21 protein-coding genes and 1 pseudogene are annotated in these 23390 nt (G+C 65.9%); 6 read left to right on the plus strand and 16 right to left on the minus strand.

Annotated features, from left to right (window positions below):
- The first annotated feature begins 60 nt into the window (after positions 1 to 60).
- Positions 61 to 1290: a nucleoside recognition domain-containing protein gene (locus tag V0R62_RS23385; RefSeq protein WP_110736000.1), complete on the plus strand. Its 1230-nt coding sequence runs from the start codon at positions 61 to 63 to the stop codon at positions 1288 to 1290.
- Here the strand turns inward: V0R62_RS23385 and V0R62_RS23390 are convergent.
- From V0R62_RS23390 to V0R62_RS23420, 7 genes are all read right to left on the minus strand, one after another.
- On the minus strand, positions 1272 to 1886 hold the full coding sequence (locus V0R62_RS23390) for an ABC-type transport auxiliary lipoprotein family protein (protein ID WP_203649088.1): 615 nt from the start codon (positions 1884 to 1886) through the stop codon (positions 1272 to 1274). The two genes, V0R62_RS23385 and V0R62_RS23390, sit on opposite strands and share 19 nt — an antisense overlap.
- Positions 1883 to 2821, minus strand: a complete 939-nt coding sequence (locus tag V0R62_RS23395; RefSeq protein ID WP_330105412.1) for an MlaD family protein — start codon at positions 2819 to 2821, stop codon at positions 1883 to 1885. Before V0R62_RS23395 ends, V0R62_RS23390 begins: the two co-directional genes overlap by 4 nt.
- A gap of 3 nt (positions 2822 to 2824) precedes the next feature.
- A complete protein-coding gene (locus tag V0R62_RS23400) occupies positions 2825 to 3610 on the minus strand; it encodes an ABC transporter ATP-binding protein (RefSeq protein ID WP_110735994.1) in 786 nt (261 codons plus the stop codon).
- Positions 3607 to 4740 (minus strand): ABC transporter permease, encoded by a 1134-nt coding sequence (locus tag V0R62_RS23405; protein WP_050703217.1) that lies wholly within the window; start codon positions 4738 to 4740, stop codon positions 3607 to 3609. Before V0R62_RS23405 ends, V0R62_RS23400 begins: the two co-directional genes overlap by 4 nt.
- A 98-nt stretch (positions 4741 to 4838) precedes the next feature.
- On the minus strand, positions 4839 to 5858 hold the full coding sequence (locus tag V0R62_RS23410; protein ID WP_186732098.1) for a DUF5924 family protein: 1020 nt from the start codon (positions 5856 to 5858) through the stop codon (positions 4839 to 4841).
- A 74-nt stretch (positions 5859 to 5932) separates the two neighbouring features.
- Positions 5933 to 7339, minus strand: coding sequence for a M16 family metallopeptidase (locus V0R62_RS23415; RefSeq protein WP_330105413.1), 1407 nt, complete (start codon positions 7337 to 7339; stop codon positions 5933 to 5935).
- A 31-nt stretch (positions 7340 to 7370) separates the two neighbouring features.
- The gene (locus V0R62_RS23420) at positions 7371 to 9029 is read right to left on the minus strand and encodes a Na/Pi cotransporter family protein (RefSeq protein WP_330105414.1); all 1659 of its coding nucleotides are present in this window, start codon (positions 9027 to 9029) and stop codon (positions 7371 to 7373) included.
- Between the two features lie 307 nt (positions 9030 to 9336).
- Here V0R62_RS23420 and V0R62_RS26955 point away from each other — a divergent pair, with 307 nt between their 5' ends.
- Entirely contained in the window at positions 9337 to 10116 is a 780-nt protein-coding gene (locus V0R62_RS26955; protein ID WP_408005734.1) for an RHS repeat-associated core domain-containing protein, read from the plus strand.
- A gap of 146 nt (positions 10117 to 10262) precedes the next feature.
- Here V0R62_RS26955 and V0R62_RS23430 read toward each other — a convergent pair whose 3' ends face one another.
- Together V0R62_RS23430 and V0R62_RS23435 are read right to left on the minus strand one after the other, a co-directional pair.
- The gene (locus V0R62_RS23430) at positions 10263 to 11033 is read right to left on the minus strand and encodes a TerC family protein (protein ID WP_062572391.1); all 771 of its coding nucleotides are present in this window, start codon (positions 11031 to 11033) and stop codon (positions 10263 to 10265) included.
- Between the two features lie 72 nt (positions 11034 to 11105).
- Entirely contained in the window at positions 11106 to 12413 is a 1308-nt protein-coding gene (locus V0R62_RS23435) for a CitMHS family transporter (protein WP_028688652.1), read from the minus strand.
- A 268-nt stretch (positions 12414 to 12681) separates the two neighbouring features.
- Between V0R62_RS23435 and V0R62_RS23440 the strand changes: the two genes are divergently transcribed.
- A complete protein-coding gene (locus V0R62_RS23440; protein WP_028688651.1) occupies positions 12682 to 13083 on the plus strand; it encodes a GFA family protein in 402 nt (133 codons plus the stop codon).
- A 175-nt stretch (positions 13084 to 13258) separates the two neighbouring features.
- Here the strand turns inward: V0R62_RS23440 and V0R62_RS23445 are convergent, their stop codons facing one another.
- From V0R62_RS23445 to V0R62_RS23470, 6 genes are all read right to left on the minus strand, one after another.
- Complete coding sequence (locus V0R62_RS23445; protein ID WP_050703223.1) at positions 13259 to 15217, minus strand: DUF7844 domain-containing protein; 1959 nt, start codon at positions 15215 to 15217, stop codon at positions 13259 to 13261.
- Positions 15214 to 15534 (minus strand): DUF2388 domain-containing protein, encoded by a 321-nt coding sequence (locus tag V0R62_RS23450; protein WP_011531558.1) that lies wholly within the window; start codon positions 15532 to 15534, stop codon positions 15214 to 15216. Before V0R62_RS23450 ends, V0R62_RS23445 begins: the two co-directional genes overlap by 4 nt.
- Positions 15535 to 15570: 36 nt before the next feature.
- Positions 15571 to 15864 (minus strand): DUF2388 domain-containing protein, encoded by a 294-nt coding sequence (locus V0R62_RS23455; protein ID WP_330105415.1) that lies wholly within the window; start codon positions 15862 to 15864, stop codon positions 15571 to 15573.
- 81 nt (positions 15865 to 15945) lie between these two features.
- On the minus strand, positions 15946 to 16263 hold the full coding sequence (locus V0R62_RS23460; protein ID WP_198745118.1) for a DUF2388 domain-containing protein: 318 nt from the start codon (positions 16261 to 16263) through the stop codon (positions 15946 to 15948).
- A 297-nt stretch (positions 16264 to 16560) separates the two neighbouring features.
- Positions 16561 to 16773: a DUF1127 domain-containing protein gene (locus tag V0R62_RS23465; protein ID WP_011531561.1), complete on the minus strand. Its 213-nt coding sequence runs from the start codon at positions 16771 to 16773 to the stop codon at positions 16561 to 16563.
- Positions 16774 to 17114: 341 nt separating this feature from the next.
- Complete coding sequence (locus V0R62_RS23470; protein ID WP_186731896.1) at positions 17115 to 18503, minus strand: NorM family multidrug efflux MATE transporter; 1389 nt, start codon at positions 18501 to 18503, stop codon at positions 17115 to 17117.
- A gap of 157 nt (positions 18504 to 18660) precedes the next feature.
- Between V0R62_RS23470 and V0R62_RS23475 the strand changes: the two genes are divergently transcribed.
- The 3 genes and pseudogenes from V0R62_RS23475 (at position 18661) to V0R62_RS26965 (ending at position 21752) form a co-directional block, all read left to right on the plus strand.
- Positions 18661 to 19590 (plus strand): LysR substrate-binding domain-containing protein, encoded by a 930-nt coding sequence (locus tag V0R62_RS23475; RefSeq protein ID WP_330105416.1) that lies wholly within the window; start codon positions 18661 to 18663, stop codon positions 19588 to 19590.
- A gap of 182 nt (positions 19591 to 19772) precedes the next feature.
- A pseudogene (locus tag V0R62_RS26960) lies at positions 19773 to 20885 on the plus strand (Cache 3/Cache 2 fusion domain-containing protein); the annotation flags it as partial.
- A 135-nt stretch (positions 20886 to 21020) separates the two neighbouring features.
- Complete coding sequence (locus tag V0R62_RS26965) at positions 21021 to 21752, plus strand: methyl-accepting chemotaxis protein (RefSeq protein ID WP_371918076.1); 732 nt, start codon at positions 21021 to 21023, stop codon at positions 21750 to 21752.
- A 124-nt stretch (positions 21753 to 21876) separates the two neighbouring features.
- Here the strand turns inward: V0R62_RS26965 and hglS are convergent, their stop codons facing one another.
- Positions 21877 to 23262 (minus strand): 2-oxoadipate dioxygenase/decarboxylase HglS, encoded by a 1386-nt coding sequence (hglS, locus tag V0R62_RS23485; RefSeq protein ID WP_330105418.1) that lies wholly within the window; start codon positions 23260 to 23262, stop codon positions 21877 to 21879.
- Positions 23263 to 23390 lie beyond the last annotated feature (128 nt).

Below are 23390 nucleotides of genomic sequence, written 5' to 3' on the forward strand. Positions count from 1 at the left end.
CCTCCAGCCAGGCACCGGCATGCGCTATCATTCGGGCATTTTTCACGGGGGAACACACGGATGCTCAACGGCCTCTGGCTCGGCTTTTTCCTGGTGGCGGCCATCTCCGCCCTGGCCCAATGGCTGGTGGGCGGCAACGCCGGCATCTTCGCCGCGATGGTCGAGAGCATCTTCGCCATGGCCAAGCTGTCGGTGGAGGTCATGGTCCTGCTGTTCGGTACCCTGACCCTGTGGCTGGGCTTCCTCAAGATCGCCGAGAAGGCCGGCATCGTCGAATGGCTGGCCAAGGTCCTCGGCCCGCTGTTCGCCCGGCTGATGCCGGAAGTGCCGCCCGGCCACCCTGCCCTGGGCCTGATCACCATGAACTTCGCCGCTAACGGCCTGGGCCTGGACAACGCCGCCACGCCCATCGGCCTGAAGGCCATGCGCTCGCTGCAGGAGCTCAATCCCAGCAGCACCACGGCAAGCAACGCGCAGATCCTGTTCCTGGTGCTCAACGCCTCGTCGCTGACCCTGCTGCCGGTGACCATCTTCATGTACCGCGCCCAGCAAGGCGCGCCCGATCCGACCATGGTGTTCCTGCCGATCCTGCTGGCCACCAGCTGTTCGACCCTGGTCGGCCTGCTGTCGGTGGCGGTGATGCAGCGCCTGCGCCTGTGGGACCCGGTGGTGCTCGCCTACCTGATCCCCGGCGCCCTGCTGCTGGGCGGTTTCATGGCCTTCCTCGGCACGCTGTCGGCGGCCGCGTTGGCCAGCCTGTCGTCGATCCTCGGCAACCTGACGCTGTTCGGCGTGATCATGCTGTTCCTGGTGATCGGCGCGTTACGAAGGGTTCAGGTATACGAGGCCTTCGTCGAGGGCGCCAAAGAGGGCTTCGACGTGGCCAAGAGCCTGTTGCCCTACCTGGTTGCGATGCTGGTCGCAGTTGGCGTGCTGCGCGCCTCGGGCGCCCTGGAGCTGGCCCTGGACGGCATTCGCCACGCGGTGACCTGGATGGGCCTGGACACCCGCTTCGTCGAGGGCCTGCCCACCGCGCTGGTCAAGCCGTTCTCCGGCAGCGCGGCGCGGGCCATGCTGATCGAGACCATGCAGACCCAAGGCGTGGACAGCTTCCCGGCGCTGGTGGCGGCGACCATCCAGGGCAGCACCGAGACCACCTTCTACGTGCTGGCGGTGTACTTCGGCGCGGTGGGCATCCAGCGCGTGCGCCACGCCGTCGGCTGCGCCCTGCTGGCCGAGCTGGCCGGGGTGATCGCGGCGATTTTCGTCTGCTACTGGTTCTTCGCCTGAGCCTGGCTGACGGTCCAGTCGATCACCTGGCGCGCCAGCTGATCGCTGGCCGCGCCGAAACCGGCGACCACCGCCGGCACCTGCTGTTCGCCCAGCGCCTGGCGCACCTCGAAGCGTTTACTCGCGAGGATGCGCTGACTGCGGCCCTGCACCAGCCGCGCGTCGTAGCGGATCACCACCTCCACCGCCCCGCCCGGGCGGTATTCGCTCTGGAAGGCCTGTAGCTCGCCGCCCAGCTCGTAGTCAGCCTGCAGGTTGCTGTCATCGGCGCTCAGGCGCTGCACCCGGCCATCGCGCTGGAAACCGTCGAGCAGACGGTTGCGCACCAGCATCGGCGTCGGGTCGCTCCAACGTGCGCCCTTGTAGCTGCTGATCACGTCACCCTGGGGGATCACCGCAATGCGCGGTCCGGCCAGGGCTTCGCTGGCCAGCGGCTTGTTCAGGCGCAGCGACCAGTCCAGCGGCGCGGCGGCGCGGGCCGACTGGTTCACCGGCAGGCGGTAGATATCCACAGGCTCGCTCTGCGGCAGGATCGAACAGGCCGAAACCAGGCTCAGCGTGGCGGCGGCGAAGGCCAGGCGCAGCGACGGGATCATGGCTGGAACTCCTTGTTGTTGTCGCGGCCCAGCAGGTAGCCGCTGGGGTCGGCTTCCAGACGCCGGGAGATGCCCTTGAGCGAGTTGAGGGTCTCACGCAGTTCGCGGATCGCCGGGGCGATCTGGTTCAGGCCCTGGGCACCGTCGTCCAGGGACTGGCGGTTGTCCTGCAGCAGGTTGTTGATGGTGGCGGTGCTTTCGGCCAGCGACTGCATGGCCTGCTCGGCGCTGCCGATGGCCTGCTTGCCCTGGGTGCCGAGCAGGCCGTTGGCGTTGCGCATCAGCGCCTGGGTCTCGGCCAGGGTGGCGTTGGCCTGCTTGCCGACCTGGGCCAGTTGCTCGATGGCATCGGCGATGCCGCCCTTCTGGCTGGCGAAGGCGCCGGTGGTCTGCTCCAGGTTGGCCAGGGTGTTGCTCAGGCGCTCGATGTTGCTTTCGGAGAACATCAGGTTGGCGTTGTGCAGCAGCAGGTTGATGTTGGTCACCAGGTCGCTGCTGTCGTTGAGCAGGCGCGAGATCGGCGAGGGCGAGGCGACGATCACCGGCAGCTTGCCGTCCTTGCCCTTGAGTTCGGGGCTCTGCGGGGTGCCGCCGCTAAGCTGGATGAACGCGTTGCCGGTCACCCCGGCCAGGGTCAGCTTGGCCTGGGTGTCTTCCTTGACCGGCGTGTCGCCGTTCAGGCGCACCCGTGCCAGCACCCGGCGCGGGTCCTTCGGGTCCAGGCGCAGGCTGCTGACGTCTCCGACCTTGATGCCGTTGTATTGCACCGGGCTGCCGCGGGACAGGCCGGAGACCGCCTCGTTGAACACCACTTCGTAGTCCTTGAAGGCGTCGTCGACGCTGGACTTGGTCAGCCACAGGCCGAACAGCATGGCGCCGGCCACCACCAGCACGGTGACCAGGCCGATCAGGACATGATGAGCTCGGGTTTCCATCGTTCAGCGCTCCTGGCGGGCGCGCAGGGCGGCGTCTTCGGCCGCCCGGCCACGCGGGCCGTGAAAGTATTCGTGAATCCATGGGTCGTCGGTCTGCTCGACCTCGGCCAGGGGCCCTGCCACCAGCACCTTCTTCTGCGACAGCACCGCTACTCGGTCGGTGATGGTGTAGAGGGTGTCCAGGTCGTGGGTGATGAGGAACACCGACAGCCCCAGGGCGTCGCGCAGGGTCAGGATCAACTGGTCGAAGGCGGCGGCGCCGATCGGGTCGAGGCCGGCGGTAGGCTCGTCGAGGAACAGGATGTCCGGGTCCAGGGCCAGGGCGCGGGCCAGGGCGGCGCGCTTGATCATGCCGCCGGACAGCGACGCCGGGTATTTGTCGGCGGCGCTGATCGGCAGTCCAGCCAAGGCCAGCTTGACCCCGGCCAGGTGCTCGGCGTCGGCCCGCGACAGCCCGGCATGCTCGATCAGTGGCAGGGCGACGTTCTCGGTGACGGTCAGCGAGGAGAACAGCGCGCCCTTCTGGAACAGCACGCCGAAGCGGCGTTCGACCAGCGAGCGCTGGGTTTCGTCGAGGGTGGCCAGGTCCTGGCCGAACACCTTGACCGTGCCTTCGTTGGGCCGGCGCAGGCCGACGATGCTGCGCAACAGCACCGACTTGCCGCTGCCCGAGCCACCGACCACGGCGAGGATCTCGCCGCGGTACAGGTCCAGGTCGAGGTTCTCGTGCACGCTCTGGCTGCCAAAGCGGTTGCACAGGCCGCGGGCTTCGATCACGGCTTCAGTCACCAGCCCATCTCCATGAAGAACAGCGCGGCCACCGCGTCCAGCACGATCACCACGAAGATCGATTGCACCACGGCAGACGTGGTATGGGCGCCCACCGACTCGGCGCTGCCGCTGACCTTGAAGCCTTCCAGGCAACCGATGGCGGCGATCAGGAAGGCGAAGAACGGCGCCTTGGCCAGGCCCACCAGGAAGTGCTGCACGCCGATGTCGCTCTGCAGCAGCGAGAGGAACATGGCCGGCGAGATATCCAGGGTCAGGGCGCAGACCACCGCGCCGCCGATCATGCCGCAGAGCATGGCGACGAAGGTCAGCAGCGGCAGCGCGATCAGCAGCGCCAGCACCCGCGGCACCACCAGCAGTTCGATGGGGTTCAGGCCCAGGGTGCGGATGGCGTCGATCTCCTCGTTGGCCTTCATCGAGCCGATCTGCGCGGTGAACGCGCTGGCGGTGCGGCCGGCCATGAGGATGGCGGTCAGCAGCACGGCGAATTCACGCAGGAAGGAGAACGCCACCAGGTCGACGGTGAAGATGGTCGCGCCGAAGTCGGCCAGCACCGTGGCGCCGAGGAAGGCCACCACCGCGCCCACCAGGAAGGTCAGCAAGGCGACGATGGGCGCGGCGTCCAGGCCGGTCTGCTCGAGGTGCGCGACCACTGGCGTGACGCGCCAGCGGTGCGGCTGGAACAGGCGCAGGAACAGGGTCTGCAGGATCAGGCCGATGAAGCCCAGCACCTGGTTGGTGTCCTGCCACAGCTGGTCGACGGCGCGGCCGATGCGCGCCAGCAGCAGGAGCAGCACCGGTTGCTCCGGCTCCTTGACCGGGATGCAGTAGTCCTGCACCGAGCAGTAGACGTTCTTCAGCAGCGCGCGGCTGGCGTCGGGGAGTTCGTCGGTGCAGCGCGACAGGCGTTCGGAGCCCAGCAGCTCGGCCAGCAGCGAGGCGCCGGCGGTGTCCAGGCGGCCCAGCTGGCTGAGGTCGACCTGGGTGTCATCGCCGTACTGGCTGCCCAGGCGCTCGCATTCGCGCTTGAGGCTGGCGTAGTGGGCCAGGGTCCAGTCGCCGACGATACGCAGGCGCGAGGGCTGCTCGGTGGTGTCCAGGGTGGCGCTCGGGACGGTCATAGGCTCCATGCGTCTGACTGAGGGCATAGAGGCTGATCATAGCGCAGCGGGACGCATTCCTGTAGGAGCGGCCTTGTGCCGCGAAAGGCCGCTCCTACAGGGTTGTTTCAGCGGGCGGTGTCGTCGACCACCTTGAACCGCAACACCCCGATCACCTGCCCGTCCTCGGTCAGCACCCTCACCTGCCACTTGCCCACCGGGTTCGGCGGGAAGTTCTGCTTGTGGGTCCAGGCCCGGTAGCCTTCCTTGCGCCCACCGTGGATATCCAGGGCGATACGGTCCACTTCCTTACCGTCGAGCTGCCACACATGGTAGATGCGCTCGTTCAGGCCACGGGGCGCGTTGATGGCGGTATAGGCGTACAGCCCACCGCTGCGGATGCGGCTGGCGGCCACTTCGTCCAGCGAGGCGCCCGGCTGGCGGTTGAGCACTTCGGTGCTGATCGCCACGTCGGTCATCCACAGCGTGGCCGGCGGCACCCAGGAGCGCAGCAGCCAGCCGCCACCGCCGACCGCCAGGGTCACCAGCACCAGGGCCACGCCGCGGCGCCAGTTGTTGATCGGGAAGCTGCTGGCCAGGCTCGGGAACGACAGCACCATGGCGGCGATCAGCGCCAGCTTGAAGCTCTGCGCGGTGGTCAGGTGCAGGATGATTGGCAGCGCCGTGAGCATCGCGGCGAACAGCGTCAGGGTGTGCAGCGCGAGGAACAGCCAGCGGCGTGGCGCCAGCCACTTGTGGTACAGCGGGTCGACGATCGAGATCAGCCCGGCGGCGCCGAGCAGGCCGGTGAAAATCAGTTGGCCGCTGTTCCAGGTAGTGGTGATAAAGAAGAACGGCAGGACGAAGAACAGGCTTTCCTGGTGGATCATCTGCGTCGCGAAGCGCAGCAGCGGCTGCGGGATCTCGCGCTTGAAGGTGCGGGCGAACAGCTCGGTGAGGGTGTTCTCCAGCATCAGCCAGATCCAGCTGACCAGCATGACGATGGCGATCCAGCTGGCCAGCCCGGCCTGGCGGTCGACCAGGATGAAGCTGCCGATCCCCGAGAGGAAACCGTAGAGCGCGATGATGCCGGGATAGCGTTTGAGCAGCTCGATGATGCGCAGGATGAAGCTGGGGATCGGGGGCATGGGTTTACAACAGGAAAAGGCGTGTTCGAGGCGTCGTGGGAGCGGACGCTGTTGGCCGACAGGATACCGCCGAATCACGGCTCCCGTGTAGCACCACTGGGGCGATTGGCCACCACGCGGCGCCGGCGGATCAGCCCCGCGGCCAGGATCAGCCCCAGCACCAGTGCCACCAGCCCATACAGTTCGTCATACCCCAGCAACGGCTTCTCGATGCGCAGGTACCCCGGTTCCTTGAGCAGTTCGCGCAGTGCCGCGTCGGCCTGCTTGAGGCTGACCTGGCGCAGCTGGCGCACCGGATCGGTGAAACGCCCGTCCTCGTAGGCGTTGAGCGCCCCCCAGTAATAGTCGGCGAGCGCTGCGTTGCCTTGGGTGGTCCAGCTTTCCCGGGCGATCGCCGCTTCCTTGATCCGGGCGAAGGTGTCCGGGTCCAGGCCGTGCTTGCGCAGGTGGTCGAACAGCTCCCCGAGCACCTTCAGCGCCTTGTCGAGGTCCTGGCGCTCGAGGTCGGCATTGAGGCTGAGCATCCCGCTGTCGCCGAAGCTCTCGCGTTGCACCGACGGGCCATAGGACAGGCCGTGACGCAGGCGCAACTGGTCGTACAGCGCCCAGTCCAGGTAACGCGAGAGCAGCTCGAGGGTCTGGTCGTGGCCCTCCTCCAGCGTCGGCTCGATGAACAGCCAGTGCAGCTTGATGTTGTCGCCCAGCCAGCCGCGGGTCAGGTCGCGGCGCTGCTCGGCCTGCTGGCTGATGCTTTCCAGGTTACGGCGCTCCCCGGGTTCGGTGGCCGGCAGCTCGCCGAAGGTGCGTTCCAGGTAGGCCGGCAGCAGGCGGTCGAGGCCGCCGACGACGATCAGCGACATGTTGTTGGCCACGTACCAGTGCTCACGCAGTTGCCGGACCTGCTCCAGGGTCATGTCGTCGAGGCTGGAGCGCTCGGGGCATTTCAGGCCCAGCTCGGTGGCCAACTGGTCGCTGGCCGGGTGGCCGATGTCCTGGCGGTCGAGCCAGCGCTGCAGGCGGCCGTAGTGGCCGCCATCCTCGCGTTCGATGATCTTCTTCGCCGTGGCCAGCGCCTTTTCGTCGATGCGGGTGTCGCGAATGATCGCCAGCAGCAAGTCGAGCACCTTGCGCTGGTTACGCGCCGGGGCCTCGATGACGAAGGTGGTGTCGGCGCTGCTGGTAAAGGCGTTCCACTCCCCGCCCAGGGCCTGCATGCGCTCTTCCAGGCCGCCCTCGCCCGTCTCGTCGATCCCGCTGAACAGCAGGTGCTCGAGCAGGTGCGGCAGCTCGCGCTGGTCGCAGTCGAAGTCGTCCAGGCCGACGCCGACCACCAGGCGGATCGACACATGGTCGCGCTCGTAGCCGGACTTGAGGATCACCTGCAGGCCGTTGGGCAGCAGGTAGCCCTCGACCCGCGAGCGGTCGAGGGCGAGCGTGGGCAGGCTGAGGATCAGCAGGCAGGCGAACAACAGGCAACGCATAGGCGAGCTTCGGTCTCCGGGGTGTCTGGGCTCAAGGCTGGCGGGCTTCGTCCGGCACGCTGTCGAGCATCAGCCCGCCGGTGTCGGTGCCGCCCAGTACCACATAGGCACTGCTGCAGAACAAAGAGTTCAAACGCTTCATGTCGGCAATCAGCTCCAAGTGTAGCGAACTGGTCTCGATACTCTGCACCACTTTACGTTGCAGACGGCTGACATGGGCATGGGCCAGGCGCCGCTCCTGGGCGCGGAAGCGGCGTTTCTCGCGTAGCAGCTGGTGCGCGCTCTGCGGGTCGGCGCTGAGGAACACCGACAGGCCCAGGCGCAGGTTGGCCAGCAGTTGCTCCTGCAGGCCGGTCAGTTCCTCCAGGCCGACCTGGGAGAATTCCCGGCGCTGCGAGGTCTTCTGCTGCTGGACCTTGCGCAGCATGCGCTCGATCAGGTCGCTGGCCAGCTTGAGGTTGATCGCCAGCTCAATGATCTCCGCCCAGCGCCGGTTGTCCTGCTCGCCAAGATCCTCGCGGGGCATCTGCGCCAGGTACAGCTTGATGGCGTTGTACAGGGCCTCGGCGTCCTCGCCCAGGGCCCGCACCTGCTGCGGCATGGCGGTCTGGGTGCCGCGCAGGGCGCCGAGCATGGCTTCGAGCAGGCTGTCGACGATATCGCCCAGGCGCAGGGTCTCGCGCACGGCGTTGGCCAGCGCCAGGCTGGGGGTGTTCAGCGCGGTCGGGTCGAGGTGGCGTGGCTGGTGGTGGCCGTTGCCGTTGTCGCGCTCGGGCAGCAGGTAGTTGCACACCCGGCCCATGGGGTTGACCGTCGGCAGCATCAGCAGGCAGCGCAAGGTGTTGTAGAGCAGGTGGAAGCCGATCACCAGCTCCTGCGGGCTGAAGCTCAGGCTGTCCATCCACTCCACCAGAGGGTGCAGCACCGGGATGATCAGCAACAGGCCGGCGATCTTGTACAGCAGGCTGCCCAGCGCCACCCGGCGCCCGGCGCTGTTCTGCAGGCTGGTGGTGAGAAAGGCGAGCAGGCCGCTGCCGATATTGGCGCCGATCACCAGGCCGATGGCCACCGGCAGGCTGATCACCTCGGCGCCGGCCAGGGTGGCGGTGAGCAGCACGGCGGCGAGGCTTGAGTAGGAGATCATGGCGAACAGCGCGCCGATCAGGGCGTCGAGCAGGATGTCGCCGGTCAGCGAGGCGAACAGCACCTTGACCCCTTGGGCATGGGTGATCGGCGCGGCGGCGTGGACGATCAGCTGCAGCGCCAGGATGATCAGGCCCAGGCCGATGCCGACCCGGCCCAGTTGGCCGGCGCGGGTCTGCTTGCGCGAGAGGAAGAAGATCACCCCGAGGAAGATCAGCAGCGGCGACAGCCAGGACAGGTCGAAGGTCAGCACCCGCGCCATCAGCGCGGTGCCCACATCGGCGCCGAGCATGATCGCCAGGGCCGGGGTCATGGCCATCAGGCCCTGGCCGACGAACGAGGTGACCAGCATGGCGGTGGCGTTGCTGCTCTGCACCATGGCGGTGACCAGGATCCCGGCAATAAACGCCAGCGGACGCTTGTTCATGTTCTGGCCGAGCACCCGGCGCAGGTTCGAGCCATAGACCCGCAGGATGCCGGTCCGCACGATATGGGTGCCCCACACCAGCAGCGCCACGGCGGAGAGCAGGTTGAGCAGGGTCAGCATGGTCGGGCCCCCTTTTCTTCTATGCCCCTGGGCGGGGCCAATGGGTGCGGCGGTGAGCCTGGCCCGGGGGTGGGCTGGTTTTTTCAGTGCTCACTGAAGCTTTAGTTGTTTTGCGCGGTGAGTGCCAGCTTGGCATGGTTGGCAGCCATTTGAAACATCGATGGCATCATCGACGGCAGGGTGTCCAGTCGAATTCATCTGTGAAAGTTCCGGATTGCCGATGTCGATGACTTGGTAATTTTGATAGTAGGCCCTTCGATGCATTGTCCATAAGATTCTGGTATTGCCTGGTCGGGGTTGAAATACCATGAAAGACATTGCACAAGCGGAACGAATGATACTGGCAACTGACTGCCAAGGTTCGTTGCTGAGCCTATATATCCCTCGGGCAGTGCAGAGCTTCGCCTACACCGCTTATGGTCATGCTCGACAGGATGGCGCTCAACACAGGGTGGTTGGGTTCATAGGGCAGAAACGAGAAGCTACCGGTAGTTACTTGCTCGGTAATGGCTATCGGGCCTATGCCCCATCGTTGATGCGATTCAACGCCGCGGACAACATGAGCCCCTTCGGTGCAGGGGGTATCAATGCGTATGCCTATTGCAAGGGAGACCCGATTAATCGAACCGACAGATCCGGACATGTGTCGCTCCCACAGGCATTCTTAACGTTAACGATGGCACGGGTGGATCCTCGCGCCTTCCAGCAGAGTCCGCTGCAGGGCTATGGACAATGGAGAACGTTTGAGGGGATTTCCAACGATCTGGTTCGTGAGGTTTACAAACTGGAGGGGCGTATAGAAAAATTCGTCCGAACTGCAGCAAAAATGCAATTGGCAATCGACAATCCACCTTATTCGGACCCTTGGCAATATCAGTCCAAACTGATTAGCCGGGCGGTCAAGGTCAGCGAAACCTTCCGAAAGCTAGACGAAGTACAGCGTCATCACCTCAGTCTACCGCCCTCATACGAATTGGCCCTTGATTTTCCAAGGCCTTCAATGATGCAACGGAATTTTCGGGTGTGCGTCCAACTGTGCTTGATGAACCACCACCTTCATACCAAAGCGTCGTGCAGGCATCAGTGACCATCAGAGATGGCTCGCCTTGAGACTTTCGGTCTGATGACCTGGTTTGCCCAGGAGGTGTTGCTGGGTACTGTGATTTTGTTGGTGCAGTCAGGAGTGGAAAAGGGCTCTGAAGGCGAGCCCTTCCTTCATGGCACATTCCGGTCTTACTGACCCGGAATGTCCTTGCGCAGTTTCACTGGATCGTGTTCCTTGCCTTTCTTGCGCGCCAGCGCCGTGCGCATGCGGATGTTGATCGCTTCCACCGCCAGCGAGAAGGCCATGGCGAAGTAGACATAGCCCTTCGGCACGTGAACATCGAAAGATTCGGCGATCAGCACGGTACCGACGACGATCAGGAACGAAAGTGCGAGCATCTTCAGCGACGGGTGCTTGTCGATGAAGTCGCTGATGGTGCCGGCGCAGAGCATCATCACCAGCACCGCGACGATGATCGCGGCGATCATCACCGGTACGTGGGAAACCATGCCCACCGCGGTGATCACCGAGTCCAGGGAGAACACGATGTCGATGATGGCGATCTGGATGATGGTGTAGAAGAACTTGCCGCCCGCGCCTTTCGGCTCGTCCGCGCTTTCGTCCTCGCCTTCCAGGCCGTGGTAGATCTCCTGGGAGCTTTTCCACAGCAGGAACAGGCCGCCGAAGAACAGGATCAGGTCACGGCCGGAAATGCCCTGGCCGAGCACATGGAACAGGTCGTCGGTCAGGCGCATGACCCAGGTGATCGACAGCAGCAGCATGATCCGCGTGACCATGGCCAGGGCCAGGCCGAAGATCCGCGTGCGCGGCTGCATGTGCTTGGGCATGCGGCTGACCAGGATCGAGATCATGATGATGTTGTCGATCCCGAGCACGATCTCAAGCGCGGTGAGGGTGAAAAAGGCAACCCAGATTTCCGGGCTGGTCAGCCATTCCATGTGTATTCCTTCGAGCGGTAAAGGCCAAGCGCCCGGATTTCGGGCGCTTGGCGGTTGGATAATGCGCTTGTGTTACAGACTGCTGAATAGCGGGAAAGTCCCCAGCGCCAGCGCGCCGGCCATTATGCACAGGCACACCAGCACTGCCCACTTGAGGGTGAAGCGCTGGTGGTCGCCGAACTCGATGCCGGCCAGGGCCACCAGCAGGTAGGTGGAGGGTACCAGCGGGCTGAGCAGGTGTACCGGCTGTCCGACGATCGACGCGCGGGCCATTTCCACCGGGGTGACGCCGTAGTGGCTGGCGAACTCCGACAGCACCGGCAGCACGCCGTAGTAGAAGGCGTCGTTGGACATGAAGAAGGTGAACGGCATGCTGACGATGGCGGTGATGACCGCCATGTACGGGCCGAACGCTTCCGGGATCACCGCCAACAGGCTCTTGGACATGGCGTCGACCATGCCGGTGCCCGACAGGATGCCGGTGAAGATGCCGGCGGCGAAGATCAGCCCACTGACGGCCAGCACGCTGGAGGCGTGGGCGGCGATGCGGTCCTTCTGCTGCTGCAGGCATGGGTAGTTGACGATCATGGCGATGCTGAAGGCGATCATGAACAGCACCGGCAGCGGCAGCACGCCGGCGATCAGCGCGACCATCAGCGCGGCGGTCAGGGCGCCGTTGAACCAGATCAGTTTCGGACGACGGGCCTCCGGGAACTGCGACACGCTGATCTCGCTGTGGTCGATGTCGTCGGTCGGCAGGTGCAGCTCGCCCAGGCGGGCACGCTCGCGCTTGCCGTACCAGTAGGCGATGGCCAGGATCGCCGCTACGCCGAAGGCCATGGCCGGAATCATCGGCACGAAGATGTCCGACGGGTCCACATGCAGGGCGCTGGCGGCGCGGGCGGTGGGGCCGCCCCACGGGGTCATGTTCATCACCCCGCCGGCGAGGATGATCAGGCCGGCCATGATCCGTGGGCTCATGCCCAGGCGGCTGTACAGCGGCAGCATGGCGGCGCAGCAGATCATGTAGGTGGTGGCGCCGTCACCGTCGAGGGACACCACCAGGGCCAGCACCGCAGTGCCGACCGAGACTTTCAGCGGGTCGCCCTTGACCAGTTTGAGGATCTTGCGCACGGCCGGGTCGAACAGGCCGGAGTCGATCATCAGGGCGAAGTAGAGAATGGCGAACATCAGCATCACGCCGGTGGGCGCGAGCTTGCTGATGCCTTCGAGCATCATCGGGCCGATCTTGGCGGAAAAGCCACCGAACAGGGCGAACAGGATCGGTACCAGGATCAGCGCGATCAAGGCCGACAGGCGCTTGGTCATGATCAGGTACATGAAGGTGATGACCATGGCGAAGCCGAGGAAGGTCAGCATGACGGTACTCCAGGCGTGGCGCGGCGAAAGGAAGGACGATTCGGGCGGATCAGCGCGTCAGGCGCTGCGCGAGGAGCAGGCGGAGGGGTACTGCGAAAAGGCGGGCACAGGAAAACATCAGAATCACCATTGTTGTTGTTGATTGGGCCGGGCGCGGAAGTTTCCGGGTGCCCTGGCTGACCGGTCTGCTGCCGGTGGTGGCGCTATCCTATGTGGGCAAGCTTTCAGCCAGCTTTCGCCTGCGGTCAGGCGACGGGAGGTCGTTTCGATGGTGGATGTCGTGGAAGGCGGGTGTCATTGCGGGGCGTTGCGCTACCGGCTGCAGGCCGATCTGGGCGATGTCGCCCATTGCCATTGCTCGATCTGCCGGCGGGTCAGCGGTGGCACGCTGGTGACCTGGGTCACCCTGCCCCTCGCGGGTTTCCAGTGGCTGGCGGGCTCGCCCCAGCGCTACATGGCGCCGCAGAGTTGCAGCCGGTACTTCTGTGGCAACTGCGGGGCGCATGTGGCGCTGGTGACGGCGCATAGCCCTGAAACGATCGATGTGACGGTGGCGACGCTGGATCATCCCGAGCGGGTGCCGGCCAATCGGCATATCTGGGTGGGGAGTCGGCTGCCGTGGTTGCAGGTGGATCAGGGGTTGCCGGAGGAGGACGAGGAAAGCCTTTGAGGTTTGGTGCTGGCTGTCGGGCTGCGAGACTTTCTGTAGGAGCGGCCTTGTGCCGCGAATGGGCTGCAGAGCAGCCCCGGCGATTTTTGCGTCAACACTGAATCCTGGGCCTGCTACGCAGCCCAATCGCGGCACAAGGCCGCTCCTACAGCGATGAGGGTGGACCTGGCATACCTCAGGGCAGCTGCAACCCCCCGGCCGCCTTGTGCAACGCCCGCAGGTGCTCGCCCACCTGCTTGATATTGGCTTCCACGGCTTTGATCTCCCTGCCCCGCTCCGGCCCCAGCAGCGCCCTCACCTGCTGGTCCAGGTCGGTGCTCAGGCGCAGCAGCTGCGCCTGGCGCTCGCTGCTCACCTGTTCCAGTTGCTTGCGCTCCGCGGGCTGCGGCAGGCCATAGCCCCCTGCCCCCAGCAATTCCGCCGGGCGGCTGAGGAAGCCGCTGTTGGCCAGCATCGCCTGCAAGGTTTCGTTGGCCTTGTCGAAGCTGCCGTCCTTGAGCGCCCGGCCGTTCAGGTAGCGTTGCTTGACCTCGTCCTGGGCAAGCAGCAGCTGGCGGCGCAGGCCGGCCTGCTCGAGCAGCAGCAAGGCCGCGCTGGTGCGCAGGTCGGCGCGGTCGAACCATTGGCGGCGCTGCTCGGCGTCCAGCGCCAGCCAGTCTTCCACGCTCGTCTGCTTGATCGGCAACTGCTTGCGCAGCACCTCGAACATCGCCTGGTAGCGATCACGGTAGGAGTCGAAGCGATAACCCAGGCGCAGGGCCTCGCGCGGGTCGTCGAGCACGTGGGTATCGGCCAGTCCCCTGCCCTTGAGCACCTCCAGCAAGCCGTTGGGCATGATGCTGTCGAGGTCGTTCAGGCGCGGGTTGCCGGTGCCGCTGCGCAGCAGCTTGAGCGATTCCACGGCGCAGTTGTTGGACAGGAAGTAGTAGTTGCCATCGTAGCTCCAGTGCATCTCGGCGGCCTGGCGCACCAGGTTCTCGATCTCGCCGCGGCTGAGCTTGAGTGGCACCGAGGCCAGGCTGCGCAGCTCGGTCTTGGTGTATTCGTCGATCACCTGCCCCAGCGGCAGCACGAACAGCCGCGAGGGATAGGCGCCGGTCAGGCCGTCCCAGCTGGACAGTTGCACGTCGTTGACGAAGGCGCGGTATGACAGCACCAGGCTCTGGTCCAGATCCAGGCGGCAGGCTGGTCCGCGTGGACGGCCCGGGGCGCAGATCACCAGCCGCAGCATGCTGTGGCCCCAGCGGCTGACCCAGTTCTGGTTGGCTTCGGCCAGCAGGTAGTCCACCTCGTAGACCCGTTCCGGGTCGATCTCGCCCAATGGCTGGCGGGCGAAGTCATTGCCGGCGTTGAGGAACGGCAGGCCTTTGGCGCAGGCGTCCTGTCGCGGCGCCCAACCGAAGTGGTCGCGCAGGTACTGGTTCAGCGCCGGGCGACGGCAGCCGTAGCTCGGGTCGAGGAGGAAGTACTCCATGTTGACCGCGATGAACTCCTTCGGGCTGCTCAGCTCGTAGGGATCGGGGCTGCGCACCAACTGGCCGTTGTGCTGTTCGCGCTCGCCGCGCCGGCCGACGTACTGCGGCCAGCCGGCCAAGTCCAGCAGGCGCGGGTCGTCGCTCAGGGTGAAGCGGCGTTCGGCCTGGCCACGGCAGTCCTGCGGCAGCCCGACCTTGCCCAGGGCGCCCTGCTGGCGCTTGCAGCGGCTGATCAGCTGGCGCTCGGCGTCCGGCCACAGACGCGCGCGGTCATAGATATGGGTGAGCTCGTGGAGCACGGTGGCCAGCAGTTCCTCGCGGACCGTGCCGTGGGGACGGTTGGTCTTCTCGCGGGCGGCGCTGCCGTCGACCAGCCCCGGCAGCAGGCGCCGGTTGAGGTCCAGGCTGGCCACCGGAGAGGCCTGGCCGTAGGCGTCCTCGGGCATGCGCTCGGTCCAGCCGACCAGGATCTGCCGGTCCAATTGCTGCTTGAAGCGCGGTGGCAGCTTGGCCATGGCTTCGTCGAGCAACGTCTGGGTCGCCTGCTGTTGCGCAGGGTCGAGGCCGTCGCGCTGCAGCACCAGCTGCAGGTCGGCCAGGGCGGGCGTGCCGAGCAGCGTCAGGGCGCAGCCCAGCAGCCAGGCACGCACGCGCTTCACAGGGCGAGGATGGCTTCGGCCAGCACCTGGTCGCTGGCGTCACGGGCCTCGGGAACACGGGCGCGCAGGGTGTCGAAGGCGGCTTCGAGCTGGGCGCCGCGGATGTCGCCGTTGCTGGCGACGAAGCTGGCGGCGTCGTCGTGGGCTTCACGTACCACCTTGGAGTCGCGGATCGAGGTGGTGGTGTCGGAGGTGAAATCGATCGAACGGCCGAAGGCGCGGACGATGATGTTGCTGGTGGCCACCAGGGTGTGCGCCTGGGCCAGGTCGGCGAGCAGCAGCATGCCGAGGGTGGCGGCGATCAGCGGTTTACGCATGGAGCATCTCCGGAAATACAGGGGAGTCGAATGTAGTTATTGGACGAGAATCGCTTCGGCCAGTTCACGGTCGCCGACGCAAGGCCGGGCCAGGTCCTGGTGCAGCATGTCCAGCGCCGCCTGCAGGCGCGCGCCACGGATCTGGCCGTCGCTGGCGACGAATGCGGCGGCGTCGTCACGGGCGGCGGCGACCAGCTTGCGGTCGAACGGCGCGGCGGTGACCTGGCTGGTGACGTAGCCGCTGATGACCAGGCTCTGGGTAGTGCTATCCATGGCTTGGGCGCTGCTCATGCAGGCCAGGGCGAACAGTGAAGGCAACAGGTAACGCATGGGCGGTCTGGCGATGATCTCGGGCTGCGAAGGCTACCCCGGATCCACGGGCTGGGCCAGTGAATCCGGGCAGTGTGGGGCTCAGATGGCGAGGATGGCGCGGGCCAGCTGCGCGTCGCTGGCCTGCAGGTCCGGCAGTTGCTGGCGAATGTGCGCGAACGCGCTCTCCAGCTTGGCGCCGCGGATGGCACCGTCGCTGCCGACGAAACTGGCGGCATCGTCACGGGCGGCCTTGACGATCTTGTCGTCGCGGAACGAGGAGGAGATGTCGGAGGTGGCGTCGGTGGAGGCGGCTACCGCGCCCACCACGGCGTCGGTGGTGACGACGAAGCTGGTGGCATTGGCCGCGCCGGCGAGCGACAGCAGCAAGGCGGCGCCAAACAGGTGATAACGGGACATGGTCGGGGACTCCTGCACAGGGTCTGGATGGTTCTGCTTATCGGACGCTCGCTTGGCTCGTCACGGTACTTTTCTCTGCCAGGCGCGTAAGACAAGCGTAACACGCGCTGGTTCGGGCGTTTGGCTCGAGAAAAGATCACAAATAGTAACTGTACCTGTCGATTCGAGAATAGTTTGAACTGTTATGGTTTGCTGTGCGAGCGCTCTAATCCGGGCCTTGAAACAAAAAACCCGTTGCAGTTTCCTGCAACGGGTTCTTGTGAATTCGCGGTGCCGGCCTGGGCCGGCGGCCGGCGCTTAGCGCCAGAAAGGCTTGCTCAGCTCTTCGTAGCGCTGCGACTCGCTGATACCGGCGTCGGCCAGCAGGCGGGAGTCCAGGCGCGCCAGTTGGCGGCGGCTGGCCATGCGGCGCTGCCACAGTACCAGGGTGGACAGGACGCGCAGCGGCAGGGCGGCGTTGGAAGCTTGGGCGTTTTCGAAAACCAGGTCGGAACTGAGGGTACGTTCCATGATGTGTCATCCTTCCGCTTGTGGCGGCATTAGGGAGTGATTTAACTGGTGCCCATCTTCCTCTTCTCTCGTCCAGAACAGTAGGTACAGTTCAGGTGTATTGTGAGGGGGCAGTTAACTGTTGGAAGGGACTGTTGCACCAGTTATTGAGGGAACTGTACTGGTGCGCACTAGTTTGGTGCGATTTTGTGGTGTTGGTGGGGAAATAGAACGCAGGAAGTGATGTTTGAGGCGGTACAGTAGTACAGTTTTAGATGGTTTTGCTTCGAGGTGTTCGACGATACAGTTGCAGCGCCAGGTACCTGTCCGCCATCACGCGATCCCCAGCGCCCCCAAACCCCTCAAGCCGATACCGCCGCCCCCCGCGCCCGCTCGGCCTTGCCCAGCAACCGCTTCATCCGCCACTCAAAGCCGAACGTCAGCGCCACCGCCGCGCAGGCCAGGCCCAGCGCCAGCCCCCACCAGATTCCCTGCGCGCCGCCGCCGAGGTTGAAGGCGAACAGCCAAGCGCTCGGCGCCCCCACCAGCCAGTAGCACACCAGGCCGATCAGGAAGGTGGTCTTGGCGTCTTTCAAGCCACGGATCGAGCCCATGGCGATGGTCTGCACGCCATCGAACAGCTCGAACCACGCCGCCACCATCACCAACTGTACCGCCAGCATGAAGATCGCGGCGAAGGCCGGGTCGTTACGGTCGATGAACAATCCGACCAGGGCGTCCGGCAACAACCAGAACAGTGCGGCGAAGGCGAACATCAGCGAGGCACCGAAGCCGATCCCCACGCGCCCGGCGCTGCGGGCCGCCAACAGGTTGCCGGCACCATAGTAGAGGCCGACGCGCATGGTCACCGCGTACGAAAGGCCGGTCGGGACCATGAACGCGGTCGAGACGATCTGCAGGGCAATCTGGTGCGCCGCCAGTTCCGTGCTGCCCAGCACGCCCATGCACAGGGCGGCGAAGGCGAACAGACCCACTTCGACCATATAGGTACCACCGATCGGCAGGCCCAGCCGCCACAGCTCGCGCAGTGCCGGCAGGGAAGGGCGCGACAGCCCCTTGCGCAGCGGATAGGCGGCATAGGCCTTGTGCCAGCGAATATAAAGGGCGAGAGCAATGGCCATGCCCAGGGTCACCACCGCAGTGACCAGGCCGATGCCCATCAGCCCCAGCTTGGGCAGGCCGAACATGCCCTCGATCAGCGCATGGTTGAACAGGTAGTTGAACACCGTGCCCACCAGGCTGATGACCATCACCGGGGTCGAGTGGCCCAGGGCGCTGGTGAAGCCGCGCAGGGCCATGAAGGTCATGTATCCGGGGAGGGCGAGCGGCAGCAGGGTGAGCAGTTGCATCGCCGAGTCGACGTTCTCCGGTTTCTGGCCGAACAGCAGCAGCACCGGCTTGAGGTTCCACATCACCAGCGCCGAGACCAGCGCCAGGCCCCAGGCCAGCCACAGGCCGCTCTGGGCCAGGCGGGTGACGCCCTCGGTGTCGTTGGCGCCCTTGCGGATCGCCACCAGCGTGCCGACCGCGGCGATCACGCCCAGGCAGAAGATCGACACGAACGAATAACTCGCCGCGCCCAGGCCGCCACCGGCCAGGGCCTGCGGGCTGATGCGGGCCATCATCAGGGTGTCGGTGAGCACCATCAGCATGTGCGCCAACTGCGAGGCGATCAGCGGCCCGGCCAGGCGCAGCAAAGCCTTGAGTTCGGTGGTAGGCGCGACATGCATGGGGGCGGTCCTTCTGGATGATTCGGGGAAGCGAGCCGTCGATTTTGAGGCTTCGGTCAGCTTTGCACAAAAGGATAAATGCGATCACTGACATGAGTCTGACTCATGAATGTATGATCCTGTGCATCCGATCCACGCCCCGCCTGACAGGTGCGCCATGACCCGCCAACTGCCTCCGCTCTATGCGCTGCGCGCATTTGAAGCCGCCGCCCGGCTCAGTTCCTTCACCCGTGCCGGTGAAGAGCTGTCGATCACCCAGAGCGCGGTCAGCCGGCATATCCGCACCCTCGAGGAGCATTTCGCCTGTCGCCTGTTCGTGCGCAGCGGGCGCAGCCTGCAACTGACCGAAGCCGCACGCATGCTGCTGCCCGGTGTGCGCGACGGCTTCGCCTCGCTGGAGCGGGCCTGCGAGGCCTTGCGTGGCGAGGACGACATCCTGCGCATGAAGGCGCCCTCGACCCTGACCATGCGCTGGCTGTTGGCGCGCCTGAGCCGTTTCCGCCACCTGCAGCCGGGCAACGAGGTGCAACTGACCAGCGCCTGGATGGATGTCGACCATGTCGACTTCAACCAGGAACCGTTCGACTGCGCGGTGCTGCTCAGCGATGGCAGCTTCCCGGTGGACTGGGAGGTGCGCCGGCTGTTCTCCGAGCTGCTGATCCCGGTGGGCGCGCCGGACCTGCTTGACGACGCGCCGTGGGACGAGCGGCGCCTGGCGGGCATCGAACTGCTGCACCCCACGCCGGACAAGCGCGACTGGCGTGCCTGGCTGGCGCGCATGGGGCTGACCGACAAGGTTTCGCTCAAGGGCGGGCAGGTGTTCGACACCCTGGAACTGGGCATGATCGCCGCGGCACGGGGCTACGGGATCTCCATGGGCGACCTGCTGATGGTGGCCGAGGACGTGGCCCAGCGCCGGCTGAGCCTGCCCTGGCCGACCGCGGTGGCCAGTGGCATGGACTACTACCTGGTGTGGCCGCGGACCCGGCCGGGCGGGGAGCGGCTGCGCAGGTTGAGTGTGTTCCTGCAGGAGGAGGCGGCGGCGATGGACCTGCCGGCGGTGCAGGTACTGTCGGCGCAAGGCTGATAACCATCGCGGGGCCACAGCAAGAAAACGTTTGCGAATATCCCGGTCCTGCACTCAAGTATTTCCTACAGACGCCGATCAACTTGCACCAGCGTCCCGGAAGAGGACGCGATTCCCCGTCGATATGCAGCGGGCGGTCAGCGTGATCAGGACGATCCCGGCCTCTTGCCAGGAGCCTTGCCATGTCTCAACCGCGTGCCCGAATCGCCTCGCAGCTCGGGATCGCCCTCGCCATCGTGCTGGCGCTGGTGATCACCGGTAGCACCCTGTTCGCCCTACGTTCGCTGGACGACGCCAACCTCACCACCCGCCAGGCGCACCTGGCCAGCGAGGCGCGGCTGCTGGCCGACCAGCTCGACACCTTCCACGGCTCGCTCAAGGACAATACCCAGCGCCTGAGCGGCCTGTTCGAGCGCCGATTCGCCTCGGGGCTGGCGCTTCACACCGGCGAGACCGTCAACGTCGCTGGCGCGGCAACACCGGCGCTGTACTTGGGCGACCACCTGCTGAACAACGATTTCCGCCAGGTCGACGAGTTCCAGCAGATGACCGCCGGGGTCGCTACCCTGTTCGTGCGCAGCGGCGACGATTTCGTGCGCATCAGCACCAGCCTGACCAAGCAGGACGGCAGCCGCGCCATCGGCACCCAGCTCGATCGCCAGCATCCGGCCTACGCCAAGCTGATGGCCGGGCAGACCTACGTCGGCCGCGCCGTGCTGTTCGAGCGCAACTACATGACTCGCTACGTGCCGGTGCGTGACGGCGGTGGTCGGGTGATCGCGGTGCTGTTTGTCGGCTTCGACTACACCGACGCGCAGAACGCCCAGTTCGCCAACCTCAAGCGCTTCCGCATCGGCCAGACCGGTTCGCTGGCGTTGCTGGACGAGCAGGGCAAGTGGCTGGTGCCGCCGGCCGAGGTGCGTGACGGCGAGGCGGCAGCCCAGGCGGTCAAGGCGATCAAGCCGGGAGCAGGGCAGTTCTGGGCTGGTGCCGGCGAGCCGTTGTTCAGCGTCACCGAGCCGTTCGCCGAGGGCCCGTGGACCGTGGTGGCAAGCATGCCCGAGGGCGAGATCCGCGAAGTGACCTGGAGCGTCGGCCTGCGCCTGGCCATCGGCAGCGTGCTGGCGATGCTGCTGGCCGTGGCCGCTACCCTCTGGCTGCTGCGGCGCAAGCTGCGCCCGCTGGGCGACCTGGTGCGCCAGGCCGAAGCCCTTGGCGCCGGCGACCTGAATGCCCGCCTGAGCGTCACCAGCCATGACGAAATCGGCCAGCTGGCCCGCAGCTTCAACCAGATGGGCGAGGCCCTGGCGACCATGGTCGAGCATATTCGCGCCGCCTCCGACCAGGTCAGTGGCCGTGCCCGCTCGTTGTCGGGCCTGTCGTCCGGCGCCTGCGAGGGTATGGACCAGCAGTCCGGCGAGATCACCAGCATGGCCGGCGCGGTGGAGGAGTTCAGCGCCACTTCGATGAACATCGCCGACAACATGGCCGGTACCGAGCGCATGGCCCGCGACAATGCCCAGCAGACCCGCATCGGCCGCAGCGCCATGGACGAAGCCTCGGTTTCCCTGCGGCAGATCGCCGAGGCCTTGGGCGGCACCGCCAGTGTGATGGACACCCTGGGTGCCCGTTCGCAGGAGATCGGCGGGATTGTCGGCGTGATTACCTCGATTGCCGAGCAGACCAACCTGCTGGCGCTGAACGCTGCCATCGAGGCGGCGCGCGCCGGCGAGCAGGGCCGTGGATTCGCCGTGGTCGCCGACGAGGTTCGTGGCCTGGCCGCGCGCACCCGCCAGGCCACCGACGAGATCTCGGGCATGATCGCCAGCATCCAGCAGCAGACCGGCCATGCCATCAGCACCCTGGAGCAGGGCAACCAGCTGATGCAGGAAGGCCTGGCGCGCAACGACAAGGTGGCCGAGGCCCTGGCCCGGATCGACGAGCAGAGCAGGGTGGCGGGCGAGCAGTTCGCCGTGATCAGCACCGCGACCCAGGAGCAGAGCAGCACCGCGACGGTGCTCAGCCGCAACCTGCAGAGCATCGCCCAGGCCAACAGCGAACAGCGCGATGTGGCCAATGAACTGGCCATGACCGCCCGCGAGCTGGAAGGGCTGGCGGGGCAGTTGCGTCAGGAAGTGGATCGGTTCCGCACCCACCGATAGTGCACAGGGGCTGCCTTGCAGCCCGTTCGCGGCACAAGGCCGCTCCTACATGGGATTGCGCTCTCCTGTAGGAGCGGCCTTGTGCCGCGAAAGGGCCGCAACGCGGCCCCAGCGGTTTCAAACCCTACAGCGTCCCCAGACCCAACGCCTGCGCGCACGCCTGCAACGACCTGCGCTCGCTCTGCGCATACAGCGCCAGCTCATCCTGCACCTGCAACCCCAGCGCCTGCTCGAAGGCCTCGCGGTTGGCGTTGCTGCCATAGTCGGCCTGCCCATCGTCCCCCAGGTTGGACTGGAAGATCCCCGCCGCGCTCACCGGCAGGAAATCCTCGTACACCAGCGCCTCGAAATGCACGTGCCCGGCGTCGATCAACCCCTGCAGGGTGGTCGGGCGATCCTGTTGCCCGCGCTCGGCCAGGCCTTTCTCGGTGGCGAAGTAGCGAAAGTACGCCAGCCCCTGCTCGCGCATCTGCCCCAGGTCATCCGGAAACTCGGCGAAGTGCTCCGCGAGCAGCGCCTTGTAACGCTCGGCATTGGCCTCCGCCGGCGCGCCGCCCAAGGCTTCACGGGTCGCATCCAGCAGACGGTCGTACAGCTGGCGCCCCTTGGGCGTCAGCGCCGCGCCGCGCTGTTCGATCTCGCCGAAGCGCGCCGTATGGCTGCCCTGGGCATCGCTGAAGGCGACCTTCTCCTGCAGGGCCTTGAAGCTCGTCTGGCGCAGCAGGATCGGCTGGCGCCGGGTGGGCGGCCCCTCGACCACGGCCTTGGGCGGAATACCCTTGGCCGGCATGCCGAGCTGGATCGCGTCGATGTCCAGGGTGCGCGGGGTCAGGTGGTTGATATGTGGGCCTTTGAACGCCACCACATCGGCGATCAGCCGGTGCTGGTCGTGCAACTGCTGGTACTGCTCGGCGCTGACCGTGGCGTCCTGGTGCCAGCGGAAGGTGTGCAATGCCTCCTGGACGAAGGCCTCGGCATCGCTAGCGTCCAGGCCGCCGTCGCGTTCGCATTGGGCGATCAGTTCGAGTACGCGGGGGGTGAAGATCTGCCGTTTCTCCAGGATGCCCAGGGCCAGTGCGCGCAGTTGCGGGTTGTCGATCAGCTCCAGGCGCAGCAGCGAGGTGAATACGCGGAACGGGCTGATGTGCAGCGACTGTTCGTGCACGGCGCGAAACGCGGTGGAGTGCACCGGCACGCCGGCCGAGCTCAGGTCGTAGTAGCCGACCGGGTGCATGCCCATGACCGCGAACAGGCGGGCGATGGTGGCCAGTTCCTCGGCGGTGCCCACGCGGATGGCACCGTGGCGTTCCTGGTCGAGGCGTTCGATCTCGCCGGTCCAGCGCAAGGCCTCGGCCACCTTGGGCTGTGCGGCCATGACCTGCTGGTTGGTCTCGCTCACCAGCTCGAGCAGCGTGCCGTACAGGGGGACTTCCTGCTTGTACATGAGCGACATGGCGGCAGAGAACTGCGCGCGGATGCTGTCGGGGCTGACGAAATCATGGGCGGGCATCGCAAGCTTCCTGGGTGAGTGGAGGACACTTACATGAAAACTGGGAATGGAGCTGGCGTACAAGCGAAAAAAAGTGCGGGTTTCATTCCTTTTTTGATCGACCTTGAGGGCCATGGGGCTGCTTTGCA

The organism is Pseudomonas carassii (assembly GCF_036324045.1).
Taxonomy (GTDB): domain Bacteria; phylum Pseudomonadota; class Gammaproteobacteria; order Pseudomonadales; family Pseudomonadaceae; genus Aquipseudomonas; species Aquipseudomonas peradeniyensis.

Bases quoted from the DNA above. Each gene is read 5' to 3' on its own strand.
- V0R62_RS23385 (WP_110736000.1), top strand. From the start codon at position 61: ATGCTCAACGGCCTCTGGCTCGGCTTTTTCCTGGTGGCGGCCATCTCC.
- V0R62_RS23390 (WP_203649088.1), bottom strand. From the start codon at position 1,886: ATGATCCCGTCGCTGCGCCTGGCCTTCGCCGCCGCCACGCTGAGCCTG.
- V0R62_RS23395 (WP_330105412.1), bottom strand. From the start codon at position 2,821: ATGGAAACCCGAGCTCATCATGTCCTGATCGGCCTGGTCACCGTGCTG.
- V0R62_RS23405 (WP_050703217.1), bottom strand. From the start codon at position 4,740: ATGGAGCCTATGACCGTCCCGAGCGCCACCCTGGACACCACCGAGCAG.
- V0R62_RS23410 (WP_186732098.1), bottom strand. From the start codon at position 5,858: ATGCCCCCGATCCCCAGCTTCATCCTGCGCATCATCGAGCTGCTCAAA.
- V0R62_RS23415 (WP_330105413.1), bottom strand. From the start codon at position 7,339: ATGCGTTGCCTGTTGTTCGCCTGCCTGCTGATCCTCAGCCTGCCCACG.
- V0R62_RS23420 (WP_330105414.1), bottom strand. From the start codon at position 9,029: ATGCTGACCCTGCTCAACCTGCTCTCCGCCGTGGCGCTGCTGGTGTGG.
- V0R62_RS26955 (WP_408005734.1), top strand. From the start codon at position 9,337: ATGAAAGACATTGCACAAGCGGAACGAATGATACTGGCAACTGACTGC.
- V0R62_RS23430 (WP_062572391.1), bottom strand. From the start codon at position 11,033: ATGGAATGGCTGACCAGCCCGGAAATCTGGGTTGCCTTTTTCACCCTC.
- V0R62_RS23435 (WP_028688652.1), bottom strand. From the start codon at position 12,413: ATGCTGACCTTCCTCGGCTTCGCCATGGTCATCACCTTCATGTACCTG.
- V0R62_RS23440 (WP_028688651.1), top strand. From the start codon at position 12,682: ATGGTGGATGTCGTGGAAGGCGGGTGTCATTGCGGGGCGTTGCGCTAC.
- V0R62_RS23450 (WP_011531558.1), bottom strand. From the start codon at position 15,534: ATGCGTAAACCGCTGATCGCCGCCACCCTCGGCATGCTGCTGCTCGCC.
- V0R62_RS23455 (WP_330105415.1), bottom strand. From the start codon at position 15,864: ATGCGTTACCTGTTGCCTTCACTGTTCGCCCTGGCCTGCATGAGCAGC.
- V0R62_RS23460 (WP_198745118.1), bottom strand. From the start codon at position 16,263: ATGTCCCGTTATCACCTGTTTGGCGCCGCCTTGCTGCTGTCGCTCGCC.
- V0R62_RS23465 (WP_011531561.1), bottom strand. From the start codon at position 16,773: ATGGAACGTACCCTCAGTTCCGACCTGGTTTTCGAAAACGCCCAAGCT.
- V0R62_RS23470 (WP_186731896.1), bottom strand. From the start codon at position 18,503: ATGCATGTCGCGCCTACCACCGAACTCAAGGCTTTGCTGCGCCTGGCC.
- V0R62_RS23475 (WP_330105416.1), top strand. From the start codon at position 18,661: ATGACCCGCCAACTGCCTCCGCTCTATGCGCTGCGCGCATTTGAAGCC.
- V0R62_RS26965 (WP_371918076.1), top strand. From the start codon at position 21,021: ATGGCCGGCGCGGTGGAGGAGTTCAGCGCCACTTCGATGAACATCGCC.
- hglS (WP_330105418.1), bottom strand. From the start codon at position 23,262: ATGCCCGCCCATGATTTCGTCAGCCCCGACAGCATCCGCGCGCAGTTC.